Origin of the sequence: Qipengyuania soli, from assembly GCF_015529805.1 — a bacterium.
GTDB lineage: Bacteria > Pseudomonadota > Alphaproteobacteria > Sphingomonadales > Sphingomonadaceae > Qipengyuania > Qipengyuania soli.
Window position 1 is genome coordinate 2,680,171 of record NZ_CP064654.1, and the last position, 24,584, is coordinate 2,704,754.

General features: G+C 64.5%; 22 protein-coding genes. 15 read left to right on the plus strand and 7 right to left on the minus strand.

What is annotated here, in order from left to right; all coding sequences use genetic code 11:
* Window positions 1-17: 17 nt before the first annotated feature.
* Both IRL76_RS13435 and IRL76_RS13440 read right to left on the minus strand, forming a co-directional pair.
* Window positions 18-986: an agmatine deiminase family protein gene (locus IRL76_RS13435; protein WP_200981821.1), complete on the minus strand. Its 969-nt coding sequence runs from the start codon at window positions 984-986 to the stop codon at window positions 18-20.
* A gap of 8 nt (window positions 987-994) precedes the next feature.
* The gene (locus tag IRL76_RS13440) at window positions 995-2,692 is read right to left on the minus strand and encodes a M28 family peptidase (protein ID WP_200981822.1); all 1,698 of its coding nucleotides are present in this window, start codon (window positions 2,690-2,692) and stop codon (window positions 995-997) included.
* 107 nt (window positions 2,693-2,799) lie between these two features.
* Here IRL76_RS13440 and IRL76_RS13445 point away from each other — a divergent pair, with 107 nt between their 5' ends.
* The 8 genes from IRL76_RS13445 (at window position 2,800) to IRL76_RS13480 (ending at window position 13,120) form a co-directional block, all read left to right on the plus strand.
* Entirely contained in the window at window positions 2,800-5,478 is a 2,679-nt protein-coding gene (locus IRL76_RS13445; protein WP_200981823.1) for a bifunctional [glutamine synthetase] adenylyltransferase/[glutamine synthetase]-adenylyl-L-tyrosine phosphorylase, read from the plus strand.
* On the plus strand, window positions 5,478-5,954 hold the full coding sequence (locus tag IRL76_RS13450) for a peroxiredoxin (RefSeq protein WP_200981824.1): 477 nt from the start codon (window positions 5,478-5,480) through the stop codon (window positions 5,952-5,954). The genes IRL76_RS13445 and IRL76_RS13450 overlap by 1 nt, the downstream gene beginning before the upstream one ends.
* Window positions 5,951-6,751, plus strand: a complete 801-nt coding sequence (locus tag IRL76_RS13455; RefSeq protein ID WP_200981825.1) for a ferritin-like domain-containing protein — start codon at window positions 5,951-5,953, stop codon at window positions 6,749-6,751. Before IRL76_RS13450 ends, IRL76_RS13455 begins: the two co-directional genes overlap by 4 nt.
* A gap of 126 nt (window positions 6,752-6,877) precedes the next feature.
* Window positions 6,878-7,576, plus strand: coding sequence for a M23 family metallopeptidase (locus IRL76_RS13460; RefSeq protein WP_200981826.1), 699 nt, complete (start codon window positions 6,878-6,880; stop codon window positions 7,574-7,576).
* A 148-nt stretch (window positions 7,577-7,724) separates the two neighbouring features.
* Entirely contained in the window at window positions 7,725-9,272 is a 1,548-nt protein-coding gene (locus IRL76_RS13465) for an acyl-CoA synthetase (protein WP_200981827.1), read from the plus strand.
* Window positions 9,272-10,573, plus strand: a complete 1,302-nt coding sequence (locus IRL76_RS13470) for a cytochrome P450 (RefSeq protein ID WP_200981828.1) — start codon at window positions 9,272-9,274, stop codon at window positions 10,571-10,573. Before IRL76_RS13465 ends, IRL76_RS13470 begins: the two co-directional genes overlap by 1 nt.
* Window positions 10,574-10,733: 160 nt before the next feature.
* Window positions 10,734-11,354 (plus strand): OB-fold-containig protein, encoded by a 621-nt coding sequence (locus IRL76_RS13475; protein ID WP_200981829.1) that lies wholly within the window; start codon window positions 10,734-10,736, stop codon window positions 11,352-11,354.
* A 20-nt stretch (window positions 11,355-11,374) separates the two neighbouring features.
* A complete protein-coding gene (locus IRL76_RS13480; RefSeq protein WP_200981830.1) occupies window positions 11,375-13,120 on the plus strand; it encodes a flotillin family protein in 1,746 nt (581 codons plus the stop codon).
* 57 nt (window positions 13,121-13,177) lie between these two features.
* Here IRL76_RS13480 and galU read toward each other — a convergent pair whose 3' ends face one another.
* Complete coding sequence (gene galU / locus IRL76_RS13485) at window positions 13,178-14,062, minus strand: UTP--glucose-1-phosphate uridylyltransferase GalU (RefSeq protein WP_200981831.1); 885 nt, start codon at window positions 14,060-14,062, stop codon at window positions 13,178-13,180.
* Window positions 14,063-14,193: 131 nt separating this feature from the next.
* Here galU and murA point away from each other — a divergent pair, with 131 nt between their 5' ends.
* Entirely contained in the window at window positions 14,194-15,477 is a 1,284-nt protein-coding gene (murA, locus tag IRL76_RS13490) for a UDP-N-acetylglucosamine 1-carboxyvinyltransferase (RefSeq protein ID WP_200981832.1), read from the plus strand.
* A gap of 62 nt (window positions 15,478-15,539) precedes the next feature.
* Window positions 15,540-15,761: a hypothetical protein gene (locus IRL76_RS13495; RefSeq protein WP_246449816.1), complete on the plus strand. Its 222-nt coding sequence runs from the start codon at window positions 15,540-15,542 to the stop codon at window positions 15,759-15,761.
* Here IRL76_RS13495 and IRL76_RS13500 read toward each other — a convergent pair.
* Window positions 15,755-16,036: a ribbon-helix-helix domain-containing protein gene (locus tag IRL76_RS13500; RefSeq protein WP_200981833.1), complete on the minus strand. Its 282-nt coding sequence runs from the start codon at window positions 16,034-16,036 to the stop codon at window positions 15,755-15,757. The two genes, IRL76_RS13495 and IRL76_RS13500, sit on opposite strands and share 7 nt — an antisense overlap.
* 115 nt (window positions 16,037-16,151) lie before the next feature.
* Here IRL76_RS13500 and IRL76_RS13505 point away from each other — a divergent pair, with 115 nt between their 5' ends.
* Window positions 16,152-16,883 (plus strand): helix-turn-helix domain-containing protein, encoded by a 732-nt coding sequence (locus tag IRL76_RS13505; protein WP_200981834.1) that lies wholly within the window; start codon window positions 16,152-16,154, stop codon window positions 16,881-16,883.
* Window positions 16,884-16,923: 40 nt separating this feature from the next.
* Here the strand turns inward: IRL76_RS13505 and phbB are convergent, their stop codons facing one another.
* Together phbB and IRL76_RS13515 are read right to left on the minus strand one after the other, a co-directional pair.
* Window positions 16,924-17,649: an acetoacetyl-CoA reductase gene (phbB, locus tag IRL76_RS13510; RefSeq protein WP_200981835.1), complete on the minus strand. Its 726-nt coding sequence runs from the start codon at window positions 17,647-17,649 to the stop codon at window positions 16,924-16,926.
* A 150-nt stretch (window positions 17,650-17,799) separates the two neighbouring features.
* A complete protein-coding gene (locus IRL76_RS13515) occupies window positions 17,800-18,561 on the minus strand; it encodes a hypothetical protein (RefSeq protein ID WP_246449819.1) in 762 nt (253 codons plus the stop codon).
* Between the two features lie 335 nt (window positions 18,562-18,896).
* On the opposite strand from IRL76_RS13515, the gene IRL76_RS13520 reads away from it, so the two are divergent.
* From IRL76_RS13520 to holA, 4 genes are read left to right on the plus strand one after another with little or no spacing between them, the layout of a single operon-like run.
* Window positions 18,897-19,346, plus strand: coding sequence for a DUF3576 domain-containing protein (locus IRL76_RS13520; protein ID WP_200981836.1), 450 nt, complete (start codon window positions 18,897-18,899; stop codon window positions 19,344-19,346).
* A 58-nt stretch (window positions 19,347-19,404) separates the two neighbouring features.
* Window positions 19,405-21,918: a leucine--tRNA ligase gene (gene leuS / locus IRL76_RS13525; RefSeq protein ID WP_200981837.1), complete on the plus strand. Its 2,514-nt coding sequence runs from the start codon at window positions 19,405-19,407 to the stop codon at window positions 21,916-21,918.
* Window positions 21,918-22,418, plus strand: a complete 501-nt coding sequence (gene lptE, locus IRL76_RS13530; RefSeq protein WP_200981838.1) for an LPS assembly lipoprotein LptE — start codon at window positions 21,918-21,920, stop codon at window positions 22,416-22,418. Before leuS ends, lptE begins: the two co-directional genes overlap by 1 nt.
* Complete coding sequence (gene holA, locus IRL76_RS13535; protein ID WP_200981839.1) at window positions 22,415-23,458, plus strand: DNA polymerase III subunit delta; 1,044 nt, start codon at window positions 22,415-22,417, stop codon at window positions 23,456-23,458. Before lptE ends, holA begins: the two co-directional genes overlap by 4 nt.
* On the opposite strand, the gene IRL76_RS13540 is transcribed toward holA, so the two are convergent.
* Window positions 23,455-24,582: a nucleotidyltransferase domain-containing protein gene (locus IRL76_RS13540; protein WP_200981840.1), complete on the minus strand. Its 1,128-nt coding sequence runs from the start codon at window positions 24,580-24,582 to the stop codon at window positions 23,455-23,457. The two genes, holA and IRL76_RS13540, sit on opposite strands and share 4 nt — an antisense overlap.
* Between the last annotated feature and the right edge of the window lie 2 nt (window positions 24,583-24,584).

Sequence of the window (24,584 nt, forward strand, 5' to 3'; positions counted from 1 at the left end):
GTCGGTTCCCGCACAAATCAGACTGACGGCATTTGTTGGCTGGCGCAATGGAATCCGCCGCCTCCAGCCAGCACTGCGTCCCCTGGCAGACCGATGGTCGCCCGGTCCGGAAACAGCTCCGCGATTGCTGCCACGCCGTCTCCGTCGTGCGGGCTGCCAAAGGTCGGCACCACCACGAGATGGCTCGTGATCGCAAAATTGGCATAGCTGGCGGGTTCGATCCGGTCGCCGCTGGTGATGAGGCCGGGCGAGGGAATTTCCTTCGCGATCACGCCCGCCTCCTCGGCCCGCTGCCTGGCGTCGGCATAGATCGCGGCATTCGGGTCATCGCTGCCCGTCGCTCTCGGCAGGCACAGCGTGTTTGGCGCCACGAAGCGGGCGAGGTTGTCGACATGGCCGTCGGTGTGGTCGTTGATCAGGCCTTCGCCGAGCCACAACACTCGGTCGAAGCCGAGGTTTGATTTCAGCCGCGCCTCGATCTCCTCGCGCGACAGTTGCGGGTTGCGGTTGGGATTGAGCAGGCACTGCTCGGTCGTCGCGACGAGCCCCGTACCGTCTCCGTCGATCGCGCCGCCCTCAAGGATCCAGTCGCAAGTCGTGACCGGCAGGCCGGCATCGCGCGCGAGTTCGGCACCGATCGTCTGGTCTCCGTCCATCAGATACTTGCCACCCCAGCCGTTGAACCCGAAGCGTCGGGCACTGCCGTCGCCGAGCACCAGCGGCCCGGTGTCGCGCAGCCAGACGTCGCCGTAGCGGCGTCGCTCCAGCTTCACTCCGCCGGTGACCAGCGAACGCGCCCGCGCTTCGTTGACCGCATCGCGAACCAGAAGGCGCACCTCCTGCCCGCTTTCGGCCACCGCACTGGCGAAAGCCGCAATCTGCTCCTGCGCGCGCGGGAGCACTTCAGGCCATTCGTCGGCGTCATGCGGGAAGCCGATCCACAGCCAGTCCTGCTTCGCCCATTCGGGCGGCATCATCGCAGCCATCGTGGTTCTCAGCAGCCTTTGTCGTCGGCAGCGCAGGTCTCGTCACGCGTGGCCTTGAACTCGTCGCCTTCGACCCAGTTGGGCCAGCCCTGCGACATCGCCATGCTGCGGCCGATCCGGTAATAGAGCTGGAGCTGCTGCATCAGGCCCGAGAGGTCCCAGCCGGCGTCGAATTCGTCGCTCGGCTGGTGATAGCGGTTGACGGTGTAGTCTTCCGACAGCTTCGCGCCTGCTTCCTTGCCGCCGTTCTCCAGGTCCTCGCCCGCGTCGATATAGAGCATCGGCACGCCGCGCTTGGCCATGCTGAAGTGATCGGAACGGTAGTAATAGCCCTTCTCCGGCGTGGGTTCGGGGGTGCCGGTGCGCTTTTCCGCACCCAGCGCCCAGTCGAGGAACTTGTCGAGTTCGCTTTTGCCGCCGCCGACGATGGTCACGTCGTTCGAACGGCCGCCGGGGATCAGGCCGTCGATGTTGAGGCCGCCCACCGTCTGCGCCAGCGGGAAGACCGGGTTCGCGGCATAGTATTCGCTGCCGAGCAGGCCCGATTCCTCGGCTGTGACCGCCAGGAACACCTGGCTGCGGCGCGCGGGGCCGGCCTTTACGCTTGCCTCGGCCAGCGCCACGAGGGCTGCCGCGCCGGTAGCATTGTCGACTGCGCCATTGCAGATGTCGTCGCCCGATGCATCGGGTTTGCATCGGCCCAGATGGTCCCAGTGCGCCGAATAGAGGACGTAATCCTCCGGTGCCTCGCTGCCCTTCAGCATGCCGACGACGTTCTGCGATTCAAAGGTTCGGATCGCATTGCCAAAGCCGGTTGAGGCCTTCACGCCGAGCGAAACCGGTTTGAAGCCCTTCTGCTTGGCAGCGGCGGTCAGCTTGGTGAGATCCTGTCCGGCGGCAGTGAAGATTTTCTCCGCTACCGGCTTCTGCACCCAGCCATTGATGAGCGTCTGGTCCGCACCCTTGTCGCCACGCTGGGCGTGAACCTGCGGCCCGGTCCAGGAAGATTCGACCACGTTCCAGCCATAGGCGGCGGGGAAAGTATCGTGTATGATGATTGCGGCTGCCGCGCCCTGCCTTGCCGCTTCCTCGTACTTGTAGGTCCAGCGACCATAGTAGGTCATGGCTCGGCCGTTGAACTCGCCCTTCAGCCCTTCGGTCTCGTAGTCCGGATCATTGACCAGGATGACCGCCGTCTTGCCCTTCATGTCGAGGCCGGCATAGTCGTTCCAGCCCTTCTCGGGCGCGTTGATGCCGAAGCCGACGAAGACGAGTTCGCTGTCCTTGAGGTCGATCCGCCCGTTCTCGCGATAGGTCGCGCCGACCCAGTCGGTGCCGTAGGCAAAGCTCATTGCCTTGCCGTCCTTGCCCGTGACCGCGAGCGGAGCGAAATCCTCCCCGGTAATCTCGACCAGGGGTACCTTCTGCACCCAGCTGCCGTTATTGCCCGGCTCGAGCCCGGCCTTCTGGAACTCCTCGATCAGATAGGCGACGGTCTTTTCCTCTCCCGGCGTGCCCGGCGCGCGGCCCTCGAATTCGTCGGAGGACAGCTTCTCGACAACGCGTTTCATCGTGTCTTCCGACAATTCGCCGGCGGGGACATCGGGGACGTCGAAACCGGTCGCGGCCTTGGTATCTGTATCGGCGCCCATCGAGCAGGCAGAGAGCAGCAGCGCAGCCGTGGCGGCAAGGGTGAGGCGTTTCATCTGGGGAGGTCCTCTTGCATGAATCCTTCGATTGCGGGGGCTTGTGTCAGCATGGCGGCACAAGGGCAAGCTTGCGCGGCGAAGGTTGCGGCGGCAGGGGTGTGGCAATGGAAGCGGACTGGACATCGGCACTGGATCGCGCGCGCAACCACGCGCCGTTCCTGGCGCGCGCGCTGGAGCGGCGGCCCGATCTTGCCGCCATGCTGGCCGAGGGACGCGGGGACGATGCCTTGCTTGCCGCCAAGGCTGTCAGCGAGGGTGACGTCGCGGTGGCCCTGCGTCGCGAGCGGCTCGCGCTCGCCCTTGTCCTCGCAATCGGTGACCTCGCCGGTGCATTCGACCTGCCCAAGGTCGTGCGCGAACTCTCGACCTTCGCTGATCGGGCCCTGCATGCTGCCATTGGCGATGCGATCGCACGGCGTGTGGAGGGCACGGAACCTGCGGGCATGATTGGTCTTGCCCTCGGCAAGCATGGTGCGGGCGAACTCAACTATTCCTCAGACATCGACCCGATCCTGCTGTTCGACCCCGAAAAACTGCCACGCCGCGAGCGCGACGAACCGGGCGAGGCGGCGCAGCGTTATGCCCGCGAGATAGTACGCCTGCTCTCGGAAGTGACGCACGAGGGCTATGTCTTCAGGGTCGACCTGCGACTGCGCCCCGCGTCCGAGGTCAGCCCCCTGGCGCTCTCGATCAATGCGGCGACTTCGCATTACGAAAGTTCCGCACTGGCGTGGGAGCGCGCGGCCTTCATTCGTGCGCGCGCCTGTGCAGGAGACATCGCCGCGGGCGAGGCATTCCTCGACCACATCCGCCCCTTCGTCTGGCGACGGAGTCTCGATTTCGGAGCGATCGACGAGATTCGCCGCCTCACCCGCCGGATCCGCGACAAGCAGAGTGGCCCGATCGCAACGGCACCAGGATACAACCTCAAGCTTGGACGCGGCGGCATTCGCGAAGTGGAGTTCTTCGCCCAGACCCACCAGCTGATCCACGGCGGGCGCGATCCTTCGCTGCGCGTTCGCGGAACGAGGGCGGCGCTCGATGCGCTTGCGGCGACGGGCAGGATAGGCGCGGACGATGCGCGCATTCTCGGCGAGGCCTATGATGCACTGCGCATCATCGAACACCGGTTGCAGATGGTGCAGGACCAGCAGACGCATTCGCTGCCGGCGGGCGATGCACTGGATAATGTCGCCCGGTTGCACGGCCTGGGTCATGGCGATGAACTTCTCGATTACCTGCACGGGCATACAGAGGCTGTGGGCGATCGGTTCGACGCATTGCTCGACGAGGAGAGGATATCGATCCCGCGCAATGCACCCCACATCGAGGTGGCGGAAGCGCCGGTGCGTGAGGTCGATCCGGATATTGCCGAACGGCTGAGCCAATGGAGCGATGGCCGCTATCCTTCGCTTCGCAGCCCTGCGGCGCTGGAAGCCTTCGACGTCATACGACCGGCCCTCCTCGCGTCGGTGGCCTCATCCGACGATCCGCAGGCAGTGCTGGCACGCTGGGAATTCATGCTCGCGCGCTTGCCGACGGCAATCAACCTGTTTCGCCTGCTCGAGGCCCGGCCCGGCCTGTTCGACCTCGTGGCCGACTGCCTGACTCTCGCTCCGCCGCTCGCCGATGAGCTTTCCCGGCGACCCGACCTGCTCGACGCCCTGATCGATCGGACCGCGCTCGACCTGCCCGGCAGCGTTTCGCAACTGGTCGAAGCGATGCAGAGGAGCGAGCGGGGGGACGACTACGAAAAGCGCCTCGACCGCATCCGCATAGTGACCGGCGAAACGCGCTTCGCCCTCGGCATGCAGCTGATCGAGGGAGCGCAGGACCCTCTCGACATCGCCGCCGCCCTCTCGCGCACGGCCGAGGCGGCGCTGCGTGTGGCTCTCGATGCTGCAAGTGAGGAGTTCGCGACCAAGCATGGCCGGATCGAAGGCAGCGAAATGCTCGTTCTAGGCCTCGGGAGGCTCGGCGGGGGCATGCTCACCCATGCCTCGGACCTCGACCTCATCTATCTTTTCACCGGAACCCATGAAGGCGAGTCCGACGGTGCGCGACCGCTCGGCGCGACACTGTACTACAATCGTCTCGCCCAGCGGGTGACCGCCGCGTTAAGCGTCCCGACTGCGCAAGGCGCGCTCTACGAGGTCGACACACGATTGCGACCACAGGGGAATCAGGGGCCGCTCGCCGTGAGCATCGAGAGTTTCGAGCGCTACCAGTGCGAAGACGCCTGGACCTGGGAGCACATGGCGCTGACCCGCGCGCGCGTCATTGCGGGGAGCGAGGAGGCCAGCGCGAAACTGCAGGATGTCGTGACCTCGATCCTGCGGCGACCCCGCGACCCCGAGAAGTTGCAGGCCGACATTCTGGAGATGCGCGGCGAGATGGCGGCGCACAAGCCGCCAAAGGGTCCGCTCGATGCAAAACTCCTGCGTGGCGGGTTGGTCGACATCGAGTTCCTTGTCCACTTCCTCCAGCTCCGCGATGGCAAGGGAATGTCGCCGGACTTGGGCGTGGCCATCGATGCATTGGTTGGGGCTGGCCTGCTGCCGCATGCGATCGTCGAGGCGCATGGCTTGATGGGCCGCTTGCTGGTCGGTACCCGGCTGCTCGCGCCCGATCTTGCAAGGCCGAACGATGCTGCTGCCGCCCTGCTCGCAAAACTCAGCGAGTGCGACGACTATGCCGCGCTGGAAGCCGCTCTCGATCGTGGGCGAAGAGAGGTTGCGGGCGCGTGGAAGACCGTGTTCGGCGAAAAACTGGAGATCGATTGATGAGCAAAACGTTTCCCGGCGTCGGTGACGCCATGCCCGACATCGCGATGGAAACGCCCGATGGCGGCATGGTACGGCCATCCGACTTCAAGGGTCGCAAGGCAGTGCTCTTCTTCTATCCCAAGGACGACACGCCGGGCTGCACGACCGAAGCCAAGGACTTCTCGACGCTCAAGAGCGAATTCGACAAGGCGGGCATCGCCCTTCTGGGCGTGAGCAAGGATCCGCCCAAGAAGCATGCGAAGTTCATCGCCAAGCAGGGCCTGACAGTCGACCTTGCGTCGGATGCCGAAGAGGGCGGGTTGTCCGATGCGCTTGGCGCCTGGGCCGAAAAGCAGATGTACGGCAAGACCTATATGGGCATGGTCCGCTCGACATACCTGCTGGGTACAGATGGACGGATCACCCACATCTGGCCAAAAGTGAAGGTCAAGGGCCACGCCGAGGAAGTGCTGGCGACTGCGCGCGAAGGATGACGTCACAACGTCGCAGCGTTGCCCGTGCAATTCGCGAAGCGCTCCTGACTCCCGATCCGACGGCAAAGGTTTTTGCCACGAGACAGGTCGCGCGCGATTGGCGCTTGGGGCGGCTGGAATTCGCCTTCGACGTCACGATGCCAGACCGGCCAGCCTGGCCGGATGAGCTCGAACTCCTGCCGCCGGGCCGGATGCCCAAGCGCGGCAAGATGGGCAATCACCGCAACCGCATCGCCCTATGGCATTCGCTGGCCCACATCGAATTCGTGGCGATCGACCTGGCGCTCGACATGGCCGGGCGATTCGGCGAATCGATGGGTCAAGTCTTTGTTTCCGATTTCCTTTCTGTCGCCGCGGACGAGGCGATGCACTTCGCGTTGCTGGCCCGGAAACTCGATTCGCTCGATTCGCGCTACGGGGCGTTGCCTGTGCACGACGGGCTGTGGAATTCCGCTACAGAGACGTCCCATGACGTCATTGCGCGGCTGGCCATAGTACCCATGGTTCTGGAAGCACGCGGCCTCGACGTCACTCCGGCGACGCTCGAAAGGGTGCGATCACAAGGTGATGAAAACGGGGCAAAAATTTTGAAACGAATCCTTGACGACGAAATCCGCCACGTCGCTTTCGGCTCAAAGCATTTTCATGCGATCTGCGGGGTTCGAGGCGAAAACCCAAGAGAAACATGGCAGAATCTCGTCCGGACGCACTTTTCTGGGGTGTTGAGGCCACCATTCAACGACTCAGCGCGTTTGGCAGGCGGCCTGCCGCGCGAGTTCTATGGCGCTATTGCCTGATTAACTTTTTCACCGATAACCCAAACTCACGAGTTGCCGGGGGGTTCCGGCGAGTTTTTAAAGGATCGGAATGAGCGTTGGGGCGCTCCTCCGGTCTGGGATCGAAAGGCGCGACAAAGCGCCGAAATGGACGGGTTTGCAATGTTCTCCAAGCGCTTCACGCTTGCCCTTACGATGGTCGCTGCCACTTTCGGCATCGCTGCCGCTCCGGCCCACGCAGGTGATACCAACACCGCGGCCGTCGTTGGCGCGATCGACACCAGCAAGATTTCCGGCACTGCGCAGGACGGCGACGATGCCCAGTTCCAGCAGCTGTTCGCCAAGTGGGAAGAGCCGACCAGCGTCGGTCCGGCCAAGCTTCGTGTTGCTGTCCCTTCGCGCATGCCGCTTGAAGATACCCGCCTGACCAGCGATTTCGGCATGCGTACGCACCCCGTTCTGGGCGGTCGCCGCAATCACAAGGGCGTCGATCTCTCGGCGCCGAGCGGCACCCCGATCTACGCCACTGCCGACGGTTTCGTCAGCAAGGCCGAATGGTATTCGAGCTACGGCAATTACGTTTCCATCGAACATGGCGCCGAACTCCAGACCCGTTATGCCCACATGTCGCGTATCGCGGTCGCTCCGGGCACCCGGGTGAAGAAGGGCGAGATCATCGGTTACGTCGGTTCGACCGGCCGTTCGACCGGTCCGCACCTGCACTATGAAGTCCGCATCGGCGGTGAAGCCGTCAATCCCATTCCTTACATGGTCGAATCGGAAGCCCAGCGCGCCTATGCGCTTGCCATGGGCAAGGGCGGCCAGGGTGACGGCGACGACAACTGAGTTGTCTGCGTCCCGAGGGACGTGACGAAAAAGGGGTGACGGGAAACCGTTGCCCCTTTTTTCTTGCCCGCGACAGAGGCTTGGGTAGGTTTCTTCCTGCAACCGGACGAGTCCCGCAAAGGCGACCTCCGGATGGGAGAGAAACATTATGCATCCGATTGCCCACGCCGCAGCCCGTCCCGACCATCCCGCGCTGGTGATGGCCTCGAGCGGCGAAACCGTCAGCTTCGCCGAGATGGATGATTACGCCAATCGCTTCGCCCAGCTGATGCGATCGCGCGGATTGGGGCGGGGTGACCACGTTGCGATCCTGATGGAGAACAACAAGCACTACCTCCAGCTGGTCTGGGGTGCCCAGCGCTGCGGCATCATGATGGTGCCGATCTCGACGCGACTGACGGCGCCCGAGATTTGCTACATCCTGCAGGACAGCGACACGAAGCTGCTCATCACCTCGACCTACTTCGACAGTGTTCTGCCTGCGATCCGGCAGGAATGTCCCGACCTTCCGATGTTGCTCGTCGGCGGCCAGGGTGACGAGAGCCTCGAAGCCGCGCTCGCCTCCCAGGAAGCAGGGCCGATCGCGGACCAGCAGCCTGGCCAGTACATGCTGTATTCCAGCGGCACCACCGGGCGCCCGAAAGGTGTGCGTCCCGCCCCTCCGGCAGACGAGGATATCCAGGCCGTCACCCCGCTCATGGGGCTGGCGGTCATGGGGGCTGGCTGGCCGTCCGACGGCTCGATGGTCTACCTCTCGCCTGCGCCGCTCTATCACGCCGCACCGCTTGGCTGGTGCACCACCGCCCATCGCCTTGGCGCGACAGTGGTCGTCATGGAAAAATTCGATCCCGAATTCGCGCTCGCCACGATCGAGAAGTACAAGGTAACCGACAGCCAGTGGGTGCCGACCCATTTCGTGCGCATGCTCAAGCTCGATCCCGAGGTGCGCACTCGCTACGACCTGTCGAGCCACCAGCGCGCCATCCATGCTGCCGCACCCTGTCCGGTCCCGGTCAAGCGCGAGATGATCGAATGGTGGGGTCCCATCATCATCGAATATTATGCCGGTTCGGAAGGCATCGGCATGACCATGATCAAGTCGGAAGACTGGCTCGCCCATCCTGGCAGTGTCGGCAAGGCGATCTACGGCCAGATCCACGTTTGCGATCCCGAGGGCAACGAGCTCCCGCCGGAGACCGACGGCCTGCTGTTCTTCGAGAACGACATCGTCCCGACCTATCACAACGATCCGGAAAAGACCGCCGAGGCGATGCATCCGAAGGGGTGGATGACGCTCGGCGATATCGGCCATCTCGATCCCGACGGCTATCTCTACCTGACCGATCGCAAGAGCCACATGATCATTTCGGGCGGGGTCAACATCTATCCGCAGGAGATCGAAAACCTGCTGGTTACCCACGACAAGGTGATGGACGCAGCGGTGATCGGTGCACCCTGCCCCGACTTCGGCGAGAAGGTCGTCGCGGTGGTCCAGCCCATCGACATGGCCGACGCGGGTCCCCAACTCGAGGCCGAACTCCGCGATTTCCTCGCTCCCAACCTGGCCAAGATCAAGATGCCAAAGCTGTTCGACTTCCGCGCGCAGCTGCCGCGCGAGGCCAACGGCAAACTCTACAAGCGAGAGCTGCGCGACGAGTACAAGGCCATGGCTGAAGCCGAGACGGAGCAGGCGTGATGGCGACGCAGGAGAAGCCCCGTCTTGATCCCGTCACTGCCCGTGCTGTGATCGATCCCGCTAGCTATGCCGCTTGGGACCCCCTGCTCGACACCTTCGACCGGCTGCGCGAGGAAACACCGGTGGCCTGGGTCGAAGCCAATGACGATGCGATCCATCCGCCCTTCTGGCTGGTCACGCGCTATGACGACGTGATGCGCATGTCGAAGGACAATGCGACCTTCCTTAACAATCCGCACACCGTGGTGTTCAGCCTTACCGAGGGCATTGAATTCGCCAAGGCTTTCAGTGGTGGCAGCGAGCACATGGTGGCCAGCCTCGTCACTTTCGATGCGCCCATCCACATGAAGTACCGCAAGCTGACGCAGGAATGGTTCATGCCGAAGAACCTGCGTGGCATAGAGGATGAAATCCGTCACATAGCCCAGGCGACAGTTCAGAGGATGATCGATGCAGGTCCCGAAGTGGATTTCTGCAAGCTCGTCTCGGCCCCTTATCCGCTTCACGTGGTGATGCAGATCCTCGGCGTTCCAGAAGATGACGAGCCGCGGATGCTCACGCTGACGCAGCAGATGTTCGGCGGCAGCGACGAAGACCTCAATCAGTCCGGCATGAAGGATCTGCCGCCCGATGTGATCACCCAGATCGTCGCCGGAGCGGTGAAGGACTTCGAGGCCTACTTCGCCAAGCTGACGGCAGAGAAGCGTGCCAATCCCACTGGCGATGTCGCGAGCACGATCGCCAATGCCGTGGTCGATGGCGAGCCGCTCAACGATCGCGACATGATGGGCTATTACATTATCGTCGCAGCCGCTGGCCACGACACCACCAGCGCCAGCACGGCAGGCGCGATGCTTGCCCTTGCGCAGGACCCGGACCAGTGGGCCAAGGTAAAGGCCGACCGCTCGCTGCTTGGCGGGATTGTAGAGGAAGCGATCCGCTGGACCACGCCGGTGCAGCATTTCATGCGCACTGCGGCTGAAGACACCGAAGTCGGCGGGCAGAAGATCGCCAAGGGCGACTGGCTGATGATGAACTATGTGGCGGCCAACCATGACCCGGCAGTGTTCGACGACCCGCGCAAGTTCGATGCGGCGCGCAGCCCCAACCGGCATCTCGCCTTCGGGGCAGGGGCACACCAATGCCTTGGCCTGCACCTTGCCCGGCTCGAAATGCGCATCCTCTTCGAGGTGCTGCTCGACAGGATCGAGAGTATCGAACTCGCGGGCGAACCGGCGCGGTCGAAGTCCACCTTCGTGGGTGGATTGAAGACCCTGCCCCTGCGCTTCAAGTCCGCCTAATCAACTCCAAAATCGAACTCGGTTCGTCGCATATTCCTACCGGCTGATCCCCCCAATCGCTAGATTGTGGGCATGGAATAAGACGACGGACGAACACTTCTGGACTTCGGTCCCGAAGTCGTAGTCCTTCACCCTCGATAACGAAAAGAAAGGAGGGGGAATGACATTACTCGAACCATACAATGCGCCGTTTGCGGCGGCGCTTGTCTTGATGCTGGCCCTGCTCGTCATCCAGTTGTTCGGCGTTCTCGACATCGACATCGATGTGGACGCCGACGGCGATGGTGCCTTGCATGCCGGGCCGGTCGACGGACTGCTCACCCTGCTGGGGCTGGGCCGCGTCCCGCTGGCGATTTGGCTGGTGGTGTTCCTGCTCCTCTTCGCTGGGGTCGGCGTGGGCATCCAGCAGCTGGCGGAAAGCTTTACCGGTGCGCCGCTCGACCGCGTCCTCGCTGCAGTGCTTGCCGCAGGCGGGGCGATCCCGGCGACTTCGGCGATCGCCCGCCCGCTTGGCCGCATCCTGCCGCAGGACGAGACCACGGCGGTCGACGTCGGCACGCTCGTCGGCCGCAGGGCCACGATCACCGACGGCATCGCGCGCAGCGGTTCGCCCGCCCGCGCGCGAGTGCAGGACATCCATGGCCAGGCGCATCACGTGATGGTCGAACCGCACGAACAGTCATCCGAGCTCCACGCCGGCGACGAGGTCCTCCTCGTCCGGCGTGAGGGCAATCAATTCTTCGCGACCGCGCTCGCCGAGCGCAGCCTGTCGCCGAACTGAGTTTCATCCAAGGAGTGGAAATGCAAAACCTGATCGATTGGGGAATTATCGCAGGATCCGTCGTAGTCGGCATCCTCATCATCGGCCTGTTCCTGGCCAAGCTCTATCGTCGCGCATCGAAGGAAGTTGCTTTCGTGCGCACCGGTGTGGGCGGCGAAAAGGTGGTGATGAACGGCGGCGCGCTGGTGCTGCCGGTGTTCCACGAAACCATGCCCGTCAACATGAACACGCTGGTGCTGCCGGTGGTGCGCCGCGACAGCGAGGCGCTGATCACGCTCGATCGCCTGCGCATCGACGTGAAGGCGGAATTCTATGTCCGCGTCCGTCCCGATGCCTCGGCCATCGCCATGGCGGCGCAGACGCTGGGCCAGCGGACCATGCAGCCCGAGCTCCTGAAGGATCTCGTCGAAGGCAAGTTTGTCGACGCGTTGCGCTCGGTCGCTGCGGGCATGAGCATGAACGAGCTGCACGAACAGCGCGCGGATTTCGTCCAGAAGGTGCAGCAGGTGTCGTCCAACGACCTCGCCATGAACGGGCTCGAGCTGGAGTCGGTCTCGCTGACCGGCCTCGACCAGACCAGTATCGAGCACTTCAACGCCAACAATGCCTTCGACGCCGAGGGCCTGACCAAGCTGACCGAGCAGATCGAGGCGCGCAAGAAACTGCGCAACGACATCGAGCAGGACACGCGCGTGCAGATGGAGACGAAGAACCTCGAAGCCGATGCGCGCAGCTTCCAGATTGCCCGCGACAAGGAATATGCGCGGCTGGAACAGGAACGCGAGGTCGAGGTGCGGCGCGCTGCGCAGGCTTCCGAGATCGCCCGCGAACAGGCCGAGCGCACTCGCGAGGCCGATGCCGCGCGGATCGAGGCCAAGAAGCAGGTCGACGCCCAGCAGATCGAGGCCGACCGGCTGGTCGAGGAAGCCCGGATCGACCAGACCCGTGCACTTGAGATTGCCCGGCAGGAACAGCAGATCGCGGTGCAGAACAAGAGCCGCGAGGAAAGCCAGGCCAAGGCCGAAGCCGACGAGGCTCGTGCCAAGGCGGTGCAGGCGGAAGAACAGGTCGTCACCAGCCGCGAAAGCGAGGTTGCCGAGCGTAACAAGAAGATCGAGCTGATCGAGGCGGCCAAGATCGCCGAACGCGATGCGATCAAGATCAAGGTCGAGGCGGAAGCCGAGAAGGATGCCGCCACCAACCGTGCCGAGGCCATGCGCCGCGAGGCGGAAGGCGAGGCCGAGGCCGAGAAGCTGCGTGCCGAAGCTGCGCGCGTGCGCTTCGAAGTCGAGGCGGCGGGCCAGCGGGCGATCAACGAGGCGGCGAACATCCTCTCGTCCGACCAGATCAGCCTGCAGACCAAGATGGCGCTGCTCAAGGTCCTGCCCGACCTGGTGCGCGAGAGCGCCAAGCCGATGGAAGCGATCGAGAGCATCAAGATCGTCCAGGTCGACGGCCTCACCAATGGCGGCGGCAAGGCGTCTGGCGGCGCAGCCGGCGTCGGCGGTAGCGGCAACCTCGCCAGCGATGCAGTCAGCGCCGCACTCGCCTACCGCGCGCAGGCACCGGTGCTCGATGGGCTGATGAAGGAGCTGGGTCTAGACGGGTCGTCGCTCGACGGCCTGGTCAAAGGCCCGGCCAGGGCCGAAACTACTCCGCGTCTTGCCGAGGTGATGGAAGACGTCGCCGCGCAGGTCGAGGAAGTGGAAGCGAAAGCTGCTGCCAAGCCTGCGAAGAATGGCGGAGGCGAAAAACCCTCTGCCTGACCTTCCGGACTGACACGGAAAAGGGGGCGCTTCGGCGTCCCCTTTTTCTTGTGAAGCCTAGTTCGCCAGCAACCGCTCTGCGATCGCGCGCACCTCGGCGCCCATGTCCTCGCGTTCAAGCGCCAGCGCCAGCGTCGCCTCGACGAAACCGGTCTTGCTGCCGCAGTCGAAGCGGCGTCCGGCAAAGGTCACTGCGTGGAAGGGCTGTTCGCCGATCATCTTGGCCATGGCATCGGTCAGCTGGATCTCGCCGCCAGCACCCTTCTCCTGCGCCTCGAGCACGCGCATGACCTCGGGCTGGAGAATGTAGCGGCCGGAAATGATCTTGTTGGAAGGCGCCTGTTCGACCGGCGGCTTCTCGACCAGTCCGGTAACCTCGGTAAGTGTGTCCGACACGTTCGCGCCGGGCGCGATCACGCCATAGCTCGACACGTCCTCGCGCGGGACTTCGAGCACCGAAATCAGGTTCCCGCCGACTTCGTCATAGGCCTCGACCATCTGCTTCATGCAGCCGGTCCCGCCCTTGTTGGCGATCATCAGCTCGTCGGGCAGGAAGATCGCGAAAGGCTCGTTCCCGACGATCGCGCGGGCGCACCAGATCGCATGGCCGAGGCCGAGCGGGACCTGCTGGCGCACGGTTATGATGTCGCCCGGCGTCGCGCGGGTCGGGTCGAGTGCCGAGAGGTCTTTGCCCCGTTCGCTCATCGTGTGCTCGAGTTCGTAAGCGACGTCGAAATGCTCGACGATGGCGGTCTTGCCGCGACCGGTGACGAAGATGATCTGCTCGATCCCCGCCTCGCGCGCCTCGTCCACCGCGTACTGGATCAGCGGCCGATCGACGATCGGGAGCAATTCCTTCGGGATCGCCTTGGTCGCGGGCAGGAACCGCGTGCCGAGGCCGGCGACGGGAAAGACGGCTTTCTTGATGGGTTTGTGGGTCATCGGGCGCAGGGGTAGGTTCGCGGCGGCGGTCGGTCAATCGCCATCCGGTGGTAGCGCGCATGGCTATTGCCGAACCGCGACAGCAGCGTGACGCTTGCCAGCGGCGCAGGCGGGTTTATGGAGTTGCCCCCATGGACAAGCTCATCATCCGTGGCGGGAATCGCCTTTCGGGCACGATCCCGATCTCGGGCGCCAAGAACGCCGCTCTCACGCTCCTCCCCTGTGCCCTGCTGACCGACGAGCCGGTGACGCTGCGCAATCTGCCGCGCCTCGCCGATATCGACGGGTTCCAGCACCTGATGGGACAGTTCGGTGTCGCCCACACGATCGCGGGGCATCGTCCGGAAGACTTCGGTCGGGTCATGACCATGGAGGCGCCGCGCATCACTTCGACCGTCGCGCCCTACGATCTCGTGCGCAAGATGCGCGCATCGATCCTGGTGCTCGGACCGATGCTGGCGCGGATGGGCGAGGCGACCGTGTCGCTGCCCGGCGGCTGCGCCATCGGCAACCGTCCCATCGACCTGCACCTGAAGGCGCTGGAGGCCTTCGGCGCGCATATCGAACTGGCTCAGGGTTATGTGAAAGCCTCGGCCCCCGATGGTGGCCTGCCCGGAGGCGAGTACGACTTCCCCGTGGTCTCGGTCGGTGCGACCGAGAATGCGGTCATGGCCGCGGTGCTGTGCAAGGGCACAAGCCGTCTCATCAACGCCGCGCGCGAGCCCGAGATCGTCGACCTCTGCAATCTCCTCGTTGCTATGGGAGCGGAAATCGAAGGCATCGGTACGTCGGAACTCACCATCCATGGCGTGAAGCGCCTCCATGGCGCGACCTATCGCGTGATGCCGGACCGTATCGAGGCAGGCTCCTACGCCTGCGCCGCGGCGATCACTGGTGGCGAGGTGCTGCTGGAGGGCGCGAATTTCGACGACATGGCCTCGACCATCCACGCGCTGCGCAACATCGGCGTCGAGGTCGAGCAGGTGAAGGGCGGCGTCCATGTCGCTGCCAACGGTCCGCTCAAGGCGCACAACCTCACCACCGCGCCCTTCCCCGGCCTCGCCACCGACATGCAGGCGCAGCTGATGAGCCTGCTGTGCAAGGCGGAAGGAACCAGCGTCCTCAAGGAAACCATCTTCGAGAACCGCTTCATGCACGTGCCCGAACTGGCGCGCATGGGTGCGAACATCGAGACCGAAGGTCGTACCGCCATCGTGCGCGGTCCGGTGCAGCTCACCGGCGCCGAAGTCATGGCGACAGACCTGCGCGCATCGATGAGCCTAGTGATCGCAGGGCTCGCGGCAGAGGGCGAGACGACCGTGCGTCGCCTCTACCATCTCGACCGCGGCTACGAGCGCCTTGAAGAGAAGCTCCAACTTGTCGGCGCGGATATCGAACGCGTCGGCGACGACTGAGCCAGGCTGACGGACCTTTCTCTCGTCCCAAGCGTTGGGTCGCAAAGGAAGGAGTCTGCATCATGCTACTCAAGCTATTGGCGCTCGGCGGCCTCGGATACGCCGGGTACAAGTATTACGAAAAGAATCAGTCCAAGCCGGCTTTTGCGGGCAACCAGGGCAATGTCGCCATCCGCGACGCCGGCCCCGATGCCATGCGCGACGACAATGGCCACAACTGGACCAAGACCGACGAGGAAAGCGACCAGAGCTTTCCGGCGAGCGATCCGCCCGCCAACTACTGACGGTCGAAACCGAAAGCCGAAGGGGCGAGCGGAGCAGTCCGTTCGCCCCTTTGCTGTGTCACCAGCCAGATGCGGATCGCCCCGGCAAGGCCCGGGGGATTGTCCGCCTTTATGCGTTCCGCGTCGATCTCGCCCACGAGTGCATTGATCGACTTGCCGCGCTGGGCCGCTGCTTCGCCCAGCATATCCCAGAACATCGGTTCGAGACTGATCGAGGTGCGGTGTCCGGCGATGCGGACGGAATACTTTTTCGGGGGGTGGTAGGGGGGAATCATCGGCGCCGCCCTACACACCGCACCCTCGCGACACACTAATTTTTTGGGGTGGCAGGCGCTCGGGGCTGCCGATAATCCATTGCCCATTGTGGCAAGCTGCGCGACGATATCCCGGATGGACGGCCTTGAAGAGCTGACGGACAAGGAGAAGGAGACTCTCCGCCTGATCGTTCGCGGGCACGACGCGAAATCGATGGCGAACGAGCTTTCGCTCTCGGTTCACACGATCAACGAACGCTTGCGCGAGGCGCGTCGCAAGCTGGGCGTGACCAGCAGTCGCGAGGCCGGTCGCCTGCTGCTGGAGAGCGAGGGCGGAGACCACCAAAATCTTGGAGACAAGGATTTCGGGGAGGTCGGGAGCACCGAATCCGGGGAAGTCGGTCGGGTCGCGGCAGGCAAACCCGCCCGCCGTATCCTTCCAGGAGTTCTTGTCATGATGACCATGTTTGCGGCCGGGCTAATTCTTACCTCATACCTCGCCGAACCAGCTCAGAATGCTGCACCGGTCGAGGTTTCTGCCAGCGATGCCGCTGTCGTCGCCGCCGCTCGCGATTGGCTGGCGCTCACCGATGCGAGCGATTGGGAGGCGAGTTTCGACGCCACCGGGAAGACTTTCCGCGAGGCCAATACTCTCGCCGGTTGGACGAATGCGGCGAAGCAGGTGCGCGGGTCCCAAGGCGCGTTCGTGTCGCGCGAATTGCTCACCGTCCGCTATCTCAACGCGCCGCCGCACGGCTACGAGGAGGTCACCTTCGCGACGCGTTACGAGAATTCCAAGGTGATCGAGACCGTCACCCTCCAGGAGGAAGACGGCGCATGGAAGGTCGTCGGCATTTTGGTCGACTGACCTGACGGGGCGCCCGGTCCATTCGGGCGCCCGCCAGAATTCAGTACATGTGCTGGCCGCCGTTGATGCTCATGGTCGAGCCGGTGACGAACTCGGCGTGTTCGGAGCACAGGAAGCTTACGCCACGGGCGATCTCGCTCGCCTTGCCGAGACGGCCGACCGGGATCTTGGCGACGATCTTTTCCAGCACGGGTTCGGGTACGGCAGCCACCATGTCGGTATCGATGTAGCCCGGTGCAATCGCGTTGACGGTGATGCCGAAGCGCGCGCCTTCCTGCGCCAGCGCCTTGGTAAAGCCGTGGATGCCGCTCTTGGCTGCGGCATAGTTCACCTGCCCGTACTGGCCTGCCTGGCCGTTGATCGAGCCGATGTTGACGATCCGGCCCCAGCCGCGATCCTTCATGCCGGGGAAGGTGGCTTTCGCCATGTTGAAACAGCCGCCGAGGTTGGTGCGCATGACGGCGTCCCAGTCGTCGTAGCTCATCTTGAGCAGCGTGCCGTCGCGCGTGATGCCGGCATTGTTCACGACGATATCGATCGGGCCGTATTCTTCGGCAACCTTGGCGCAGCCTTCCTGTACCGCCTGGAAGTCGCCGACGTCGAACTTGACGGTCGGGATGCCGGTTTCCTCGGTAAAGCGCTTGGCGGCTTCATCATTGCCCGCGTAATTGGCGATGACGGTGCAGCCGCGCTCGTCGCGCAGGCGTTCGCAGATGGCGCGGCCGATACCGCGCGAACCGCCGGTTACGATGGCAACACGTCCCATAATGCAGTCTCCCAAGCTTTCCGTAGCGTTAGCTAAGGTCCTAGGCGTGCAAGTGTTACGGTGCAAAGGCAATCCGACCTTCGCACGAGGCGTTCAATCGTATTCTTGGCAGATGCAATATTGGGAAGGGGCGCGCCGTAGCGAGCCAGATCAGAAGCGGATCTGGGTTCCGACGTAGACGGCCTGATCGTCCTCGACCCCATCGGTCAGCGGGGCCAAGCGGTTGCGATCCTGCGAGACGCGCACACCTGCGGTCACATCGAGATTGCGGCCGAGGCGATAGGAACCGCGCAGGTCGACGCTCTGCTCGCCAGCCGATTCGTAGGTGCGCGGGGCGCGGCCGGTAGCCGATTCGTTGGCCAGCGCGATGCGCGACTGGAAGCGGCTTGGCTTGCCGGTACGCTTTTCCTCGGGCCGGAATTCGGCGAGGTCGGGCATGGCGATGTCGCGGAGACCTGCCGGCACCTCGACCTGCTTGGTCGGCTGGGCGAAGCTCTGGTAACCGCGGGCGACGCCAAGGTTGTAGCTGGTCGGCGCGATCTCGAGCGCGCGTTCGCGACCCTGTTCGGCGCTGGCCGAAGCGATGGTGTTGCGCACCGAAATGGCGCGGGCACTGGCGGCATCGACGCGGACCGCAACAGTCACGGTGCGTTCCTTGCCGCCGAGAACCTTGGTCGCGGGCGTGAAGCGCAAGCCATCTTCGCCGAGGATCTTCGCCACCTGGCGTGCCAGGGCAGGATCGACGCGAGCGGGCGTGAAAGGCAATGAGCCCAGGGTTGCAGGAGCAGCGATGGCCGGACGACCGCTGTCCACGGCCATGACGGTGCCGGGCACTGCAAACGCAAGGCCGGCAGCCGCGAGCGCCGCGGGAATCGCCCGCTTCGTGCCCTTGCTGTTTGCCCTGGTTGCCATAGTGGCCCCGTGTGTCCTTTCAATCCGTCCCCGCTCTAAGCAGATCGGCGATTAACCTCGCCTTGCTCCACCAATGCGCGGGAGACTCGACTCCCTATTCCCAAGCTAGGGTGCCGGTTCCTTTTTGGCCAGCTTTTCAACAGGGCTATTCAGGCGATTAGTCGAAAGTGTTGCGCAGTTTCCACATGACTCGACTGTCTCGTTTCGCCTCAACGCAAGAATTCATCACCGGTTCACGCCAGAGACGCGCAATTGGGGGTTCGCGGCGCTATGCCTTGCCCGCACGTGTGCAGGCTTTATAGAGCCGGAAACACCGCTTGTTACCAAGGATCGACATGAGCGCTTTCGCCAATCTTCGCCGTCCCGCCATCCTCGCAGTGGCCGTTGCTGCAACTGCCAGCCTTGCGGCCTGCGGCGGAGGCGATCGTCCCAAGGCGGACCTTGCCGCTTCGCGTGTCACCACCATCGGCGTGAACTCCTATCTCTGGCGTGCTGCGCTGGAGACGGTCAGCTTCGCCCCGCTGCTCAACGAAGACAGCAATGGCGGCGTGATCGTAACCGATTGGTATGCCAATCCGTCCAACCCGGGTGAGCGCGTCAAGCTGACGGTGACGATCCTCGACCAGGACCTTCGCGCCGACGCACTGCGTGTCGCCGCCAGCCGACAGGTCGCCCAGGGCGGTGCCTGGGTCGACGCGCCGGTACAGGCTGCCACCGTGCAAAAGCTGGAAGACATCATCCTTACCAAGGCACGCGAACTGCGCCGTCAGGCGATCAAGGGCTAAGCTGCGAACCCGCGTATAGCGGGTTCCAATTGCGTACGATTTCCTTAAGGGCGTGCGCATGACCGACACCCGTTTCGATCCTTCGAAAGCCGACACGCGCTGGCAACAGGCGTGGGATGCCGCGCAGACGTTCCGCGCGGACAGCAATTCGAACAAGCCCAAGAGCTATGTGCTCGAGATGTTCCCCTATCCCAGCGGGCGCATCCACATCGGCCACGTGCGCAACTACACGATGGGCGACGTGCTGGCGCGCTACAAGAAGGCGACGGGGCACGAGGTGCTGCACCCGATGGGCTGGGACGCCTTCGGCATGCCAGCCGAGAATGCGGCGATGGAAAAGGGCGTCCACCCGGGCGGCTGGACCCGCGCCAACATCGAGCACATGAAAGCGCAGCTGAAGCGCCTCGGCTTCGCGCTCGACTGGAGCCGCGAATTCGCCACCTGCGATCCCGAATATTACGGCCACGAGCAGGCGCTGTTCCTCGACATGTACGAGGCGGGCCTCGTCTATCGCAAGGAGAGCGAGGTCAACTGGGACCCGGTCGACATGACCGTGCTCGCCAACGAGCAGGTGATCGACGGCAAGGGCTGGCGCTCGGGCGCCGAGGTCGAGAAGCGCAAGCTCAACCAGTGGTTCCTCAAGATCACTGACTTCGCCGAAGACCTGCTCGACGGGCTCGGCGCGCTCGACGACTGGCCCGACAAGGTTCGATTGATGCAGGAAAACTGGATCGGAAAGTCGCAGGGCCTCGAATTCAGCTTCGACCTGTCGAACGGCGACAAGCTGCCGGTCTACACCACGCGGCCGGACACGATTTTCGGCGCAAGCTTCGTCGCGGTTGCGGCCGACCACCCGGTTGCGCAATCGCTCGACAGCGAGGCGGCGCGCGAGTTCATCGCGCTGTGCAAGAAGGGCGGGACCACTGCTGCCGAGCTCGAAACCGCGGAGAAGCTGGGCTTCGACACCGGCATCACGGCGAAGCATCCGTTCACCGGCGCCGATCTGCCCGTCTACATCGCGAATTTCGTGCTGATGGAATATGGCACCGGCGCGATCATGGCGGTCCCGGGCCACGACCAGCGCGACTTCGAATTCGCCACCAAGTACGGCTTGCCAATTCCTCGCGTTGTCGCTGCGAGCGCCGAGGATGCCGACAAGCCCTTTGAGGGCGAAGCAGAGGCGGGCGAAGGCGTGCTCGTCAATTCGGACTTCCTCGACGGCATGAGTGTCGATGATGCCAAGCGCGAGATCATCCGCCGAATCGAGGCCGAGGGCCGCGGGCAGGGCAAGACGGTATGGCGCCTGCGCGACTGGGGTGTTTCCCGCCAGCGCTACTGGGGCACGCCGATCCCGTTCATACACTGCGGCACCTGCGGTGTGGTTCCGGTGCCCAAGGAGCAGCTGCCCGTCACCCTTCCCGAAGACGTCGATTTCCAGATCCCCGGCAACCCGCTGCTGCGCCACCCGACCTGGAAGCACGTCGATTGCCCCAAATGCGACGGCAAGGCGGAGCGCGAGACCGATACGCTCGATACCTTCACCAACAGCTCGTGGTATTTCCTGCGCTTCGCCAGCCAGCCGGCGGACAAGCCCTTCGACCGCGACGAGGTCGCCAAGTGGCTGCCGGTCGACCAGTACATCGGCGGCATCGAGCATGCGATCCTGCACCTGCTCTACGCCCGCTTCTGGACCCGTGCGCTGGCCCACATTGGCATGCTCGACGTGAAGGAGCCTTTCGCTTCGCTGTTCACGCAGGGGATGGTGACGCATGAGACTTATTCGCGCCGCGAAGGCGAGCGTGAGGTCTTCTACAGCCCCGACGAGGTCATCCGCACCGGCGACGGCGCGACGCTGAAAGAGGGTGGCGAGCCGGTCCAGATCGGTCGCGTCATCAAGATGTCGAAGTCGAAGAAGAACGTCGTCGATCCCGACACGATCATCGACCGCTTTGGCGCCGATGCCGTGCGCTGGTTCATGTTGTCGGACAGCCCGCCCGAACGCGACCTGCCGTGGTCCGAGGCGGGAATCGAAGGCTGCAGCCGCTTCGTCCATCGCCTGTGGCGCCTGTTCTCGGCTTACGAGGGCGGGGCCGAAGGCGAGGACAAGACGCTCGATCGCAAAACCCACCAGACGGTCGATGCGGTGGCGAGGGACATCGAATCGCTTGGCTTCAACAAGGCCGTGGCGCGGATTTACGAACTGACCGGCGCGGTCGAGAAGGCCGGCACCTCGGCCAGCCGCTCCACCGCCATCCGCACGCTGGTCCAGCTTGTCGCGCCGATGATGCCGCACCTCGCCGAAGAAGCATGGGCGGGAATGGGCATGGAAGGCATGGTCGCCGATGCCGACTGGCCGGCAGTCGATCCGGCGCTGCTGGTCGAGGATGAGGTCACCATCGCCGTCCAACACATGGGCAAGCTGCGCGATACTTTGACCGCGCCCAAGGGCGCTTCGAAGGAAGACCTCGAGGCAATGGCCCTCGCGTCGGAGAAGGTGCAACGCTCGATCGACGGTGCACAGGTGCGCAAGGTCATTGTCGTGCCCGACAGATTGGTGAATATCGTCACCTGATGCGTCGCGCCCTCATCCTTCTCGCCAGCCTCGCGCTTTCCGCCTGTGGCCTTGCGCCCATGTATGCCGGTGGCGGCAGCGGCGCGGTCGCGCAGGGTCTCGCCGCAGTTGAGGTTCCGGCGATCGAGGGACAGGCGGGATGGCTGGTGCGCAACGCGCTCAACGATCGGCTCGGCGCGGCGGGGGCCGCGACCCCCGAATACCGGCTCGAAGTGCGGCTCGACGACGAACTCGAAGGCCTCGGCGTGTTGCGTGACGATACCATCAGTCGCGAACGGCGGACGCTGCGCGCCCGTTACCAGCTGATCGAGCTTTCGACCGGCGAGATCCTGCTCGACGCGACCGCCGGGTCGGACGCGGGCATCGACGTGGTGTCGAGCGAATATGCAACCATCGCCGCTGAGCAGACTGCCCTCGAAAACCTCGCAGAACAGGTTGCCGAACGCATCGTGACGCGCGTGGCGCTGACCCTGCGCCGTGGCGCCAGCGCCGGGCAGTGAAGCTCACCAACCGCGACTTTGCGGCCAAGGGGCGCGGCGCAGCCGGCTCCTGCTCGATCTTCTTCTTCTGCGGCCAGGACGAAGCCGGGGCCAGCGCGGCCGCCAACGATCTTGCGACCTGGCTTCCCGAACCCGGCGAACGCGTGGAACTGAGCGGTGCGGAATTGCGCGGCGATCCTGCCCGCCTGGGTGACGAGGCGCGCTCGACCTCGCTTTTCGGTGACAAGCGCCACATCTGGGTGCGCGCCACCGGCGACGATGCGCACGATGCGCTCAAGGTGCTGACCGAGACGGGCGACATGGGCGCGGGCGAGGCTTGTCCGGTGATCGTCGTCGCCACGTCCGCTACCGACAAGTCGCGCACCGCCAAGCTGCTCGAGAAGCGCAAGGACGCGCTGGTGGCGCTGTTCTATCCTCCCGACTTGCGCAGCGTCGTTCCCGCCGTCCGCGCGATGGCCGATGCTGCGGGCGTGCGTCTGGGCGGCGATCTCGCGGAGCGGATCGCACGCGGGGCAAATCTCGATGTCCGCCTTGCTCAGAGCGAGGTGACCAAACTGGCGCTCTATCTCGACGCCAGCCCGCAAAGCCCGGTCAATGCCACGGCGGAGGATCTCGACGCGATCGGCGCCGCCAGCGACGAGGATGGCTTCATGCCTCTCGTCAATGCGGTGATGGGCGGGCAGACCAATCGCATTGCGCCGGAAATCGCGCGCATGAAGCAGCTCGGCCTCAACCCCGTTGGCGTGTTGCTGGCGTTCGAGCGGCGCGCGGCACAGCTTGCCCGCATCGCGGCGGAACTTGGCTCGCGGCCCTACACCGATCTCGACAAAGGGGCGAAGGCGCGGCTCGGTATTTTCTTCAAGGAAGATCGCGAGATCGGCAACCAGCTCGCCCGCTGGCGCCAGCGCAACAATCTCGACCGCCTGACCTTGCGGCTGGTCGAAATGCACCGCGAACTGCTGACCAACAGCCAGGCGGCCGAACTGCTGCTGGCCCAGGGCCTCACCGGCATTGCCCGCGTCGCCGGGGCGGGACGCTAACTCTCCAGGAAATCATCTATCGCGGCAATGGCGGCCATGCGGTCGCTTGCGCCGAAAGTCGATCGCAGGACGCCAGCCGCCTGGCGACCAGCCCAGCCGAGATAGTCGCCGAGGCTTTCATGCCGCTCCCGCCGTGCCAGCGCGCGCCGGATCTTCGCGCCTAGGGTCAGGGAGGAGCGGGCTGCCTTGGCCGAAGCGATATCGTCTTCGCGCGCCTCGAGCGGCTTGGCCAGGAGCAGCGGCAGGTGCTCGACGAGGTCGCCGGGAATCTCGACGGGCAAATCGGGCCAGGGCGCGTCGATACCCGCCCATCGCCGCGCGCCCGCAAGACACAGAGCGAGGTGCGCCAGCCAGCCTTCCGTCCCCGCGCGGGCCCATACGGTTTGCCAATCGAAGCGATGTCGGGAGACGAGATGGGCGAAATCGACCAGCATCAGTGGTCCGCCGTCAAAGCGATGGAAGCCGGCGTGCACGGCAAGGTGCATCAGCTGGTCGACGGGACCCGGATAGCGAAGCGCAGGGTGATCTGGATCACATGCCGCGTGCACGAAAAGGTCCGCGGGTTGGGGAGGGGTCCGGCCATCATCGTCCCACAGCCGCGCGTGCAGGTCCACAACCACGCCTCCGGGCGAGGTTGGCGGGGGCAGCGCCTTGAAGCGCGCCAGCCAACCTTTTGCCCCAAGCGGCCCCGGCCCATCGTCCGCATCGTGGCGCCAACCTTCCGCGAGCAACAAGGCATAGGCATCCAGTGCGCTCGTGCCGGGCAGGAAGAGGTCCAGGTCGCGCAGCGGACGCAGGGCCGGCTCAGGCCATGCATGCCACGCCAGCCACGAGCCCTTGAGGGCGAGGAAAGGCACGTCGTGCTGCGCGAAGAGGCCGGCGATACCCAGCAATTCGCGGCGCTGGAGCAATGCCTCAACGGCGCTGGCGCGATAGGCCTGAGCCCAGTTATCGCGGACTTGGACCGGTATCGCCTCATCCTGGCCATGCAGACGGTGCAGCAGGGGCTGAACCCGGTGCTCTGCCGCGCGCAAGTCGAGCGCGTCCCATTCCCCGAAAGCGGCGTCGGGCCGCTTCCCGCCCGCAAGTTCGACGAGGACGTATTCGAGCGGCGCGTCCGCCACCG

Bases quoted from the DNA above. Each gene is read 5' to 3' on its own strand.
- IRL76_RS13435 (WP_200981821.1), bottom strand. From the start codon at position 986: ATGGCTGCGATGATGCCGCCCGAATGGGCGAAGCAGGACTGGCTGTGG.
- IRL76_RS13440 (WP_200981822.1), bottom strand. From the start codon at position 2,692: ATGAAACGCCTCACCCTTGCCGCCACGGCTGCGCTGCTGCTCTCTGCC.
- IRL76_RS13445 (WP_200981823.1), top strand. From the start codon at position 2,800: ATGGAAGCGGACTGGACATCGGCACTGGATCGCGCGCGCAACCACGCG.
- IRL76_RS13450 (WP_200981824.1), top strand. From the start codon at position 5,478: ATGAGCAAAACGTTTCCCGGCGTCGGTGACGCCATGCCCGACATCGCG.
- IRL76_RS13455 (WP_200981825.1), top strand. From the start codon at position 5,951: ATGACGTCACAACGTCGCAGCGTTGCCCGTGCAATTCGCGAAGCGCTC.
- IRL76_RS13460 (WP_200981826.1), top strand. From the start codon at position 6,878: ATGGACGGGTTTGCAATGTTCTCCAAGCGCTTCACGCTTGCCCTTACG.
- IRL76_RS13465 (WP_200981827.1), top strand. From the start codon at position 7,725: ATGCATCCGATTGCCCACGCCGCAGCCCGTCCCGACCATCCCGCGCTG.
- IRL76_RS13470 (WP_200981828.1), top strand. From the start codon at position 9,272: ATGGCGACGCAGGAGAAGCCCCGTCTTGATCCCGTCACTGCCCGTGCT.
- IRL76_RS13475 (WP_200981829.1), top strand. From the start codon at position 10,734: ATGACATTACTCGAACCATACAATGCGCCGTTTGCGGCGGCGCTTGTC.
- IRL76_RS13480 (WP_200981830.1), top strand. From the start codon at position 11,375: ATGCAAAACCTGATCGATTGGGGAATTATCGCAGGATCCGTCGTAGTC.
- galU (WP_200981831.1), bottom strand. From the start codon at position 14,062: ATGACCCACAAACCCATCAAGAAAGCCGTCTTTCCCGTCGCCGGCCTC.
- murA (WP_200981832.1), top strand. From the start codon at position 14,194: ATGGACAAGCTCATCATCCGTGGCGGGAATCGCCTTTCGGGCACGATC.
- IRL76_RS13495 (WP_246449816.1), top strand. From the start codon at position 15,540: ATGCTACTCAAGCTATTGGCGCTCGGCGGCCTCGGATACGCCGGGTAC.
- IRL76_RS13500 (WP_200981833.1), bottom strand. From the start codon at position 16,036: ATGATTCCCCCCTACCACCCCCCGAAAAAGTATTCCGTCCGCATCGCC.
- IRL76_RS13505 (WP_200981834.1), top strand. From the start codon at position 16,152: ATGGACGGCCTTGAAGAGCTGACGGACAAGGAGAAGGAGACTCTCCGC.
- phbB (WP_200981835.1), bottom strand. From the start codon at position 17,649: ATGGGACGTGTTGCCATCGTAACCGGCGGTTCGCGCGGTATCGGCCGC.
- IRL76_RS13515 (WP_246449819.1), bottom strand. From the start codon at position 18,561: ATGGCAACCAGGGCAAACAGCAAGGGCACGAAGCGGGCGATTCCCGCG.
- IRL76_RS13520 (WP_200981836.1), top strand. From the start codon at position 18,897: ATGAGCGCTTTCGCCAATCTTCGCCGTCCCGCCATCCTCGCAGTGGCC.
- leuS (WP_200981837.1), top strand. From the start codon at position 19,405: ATGACCGACACCCGTTTCGATCCTTCGAAAGCCGACACGCGCTGGCAA.
- lptE (WP_200981838.1), top strand. From the start codon at position 21,918: ATGCGTCGCGCCCTCATCCTTCTCGCCAGCCTCGCGCTTTCCGCCTGT.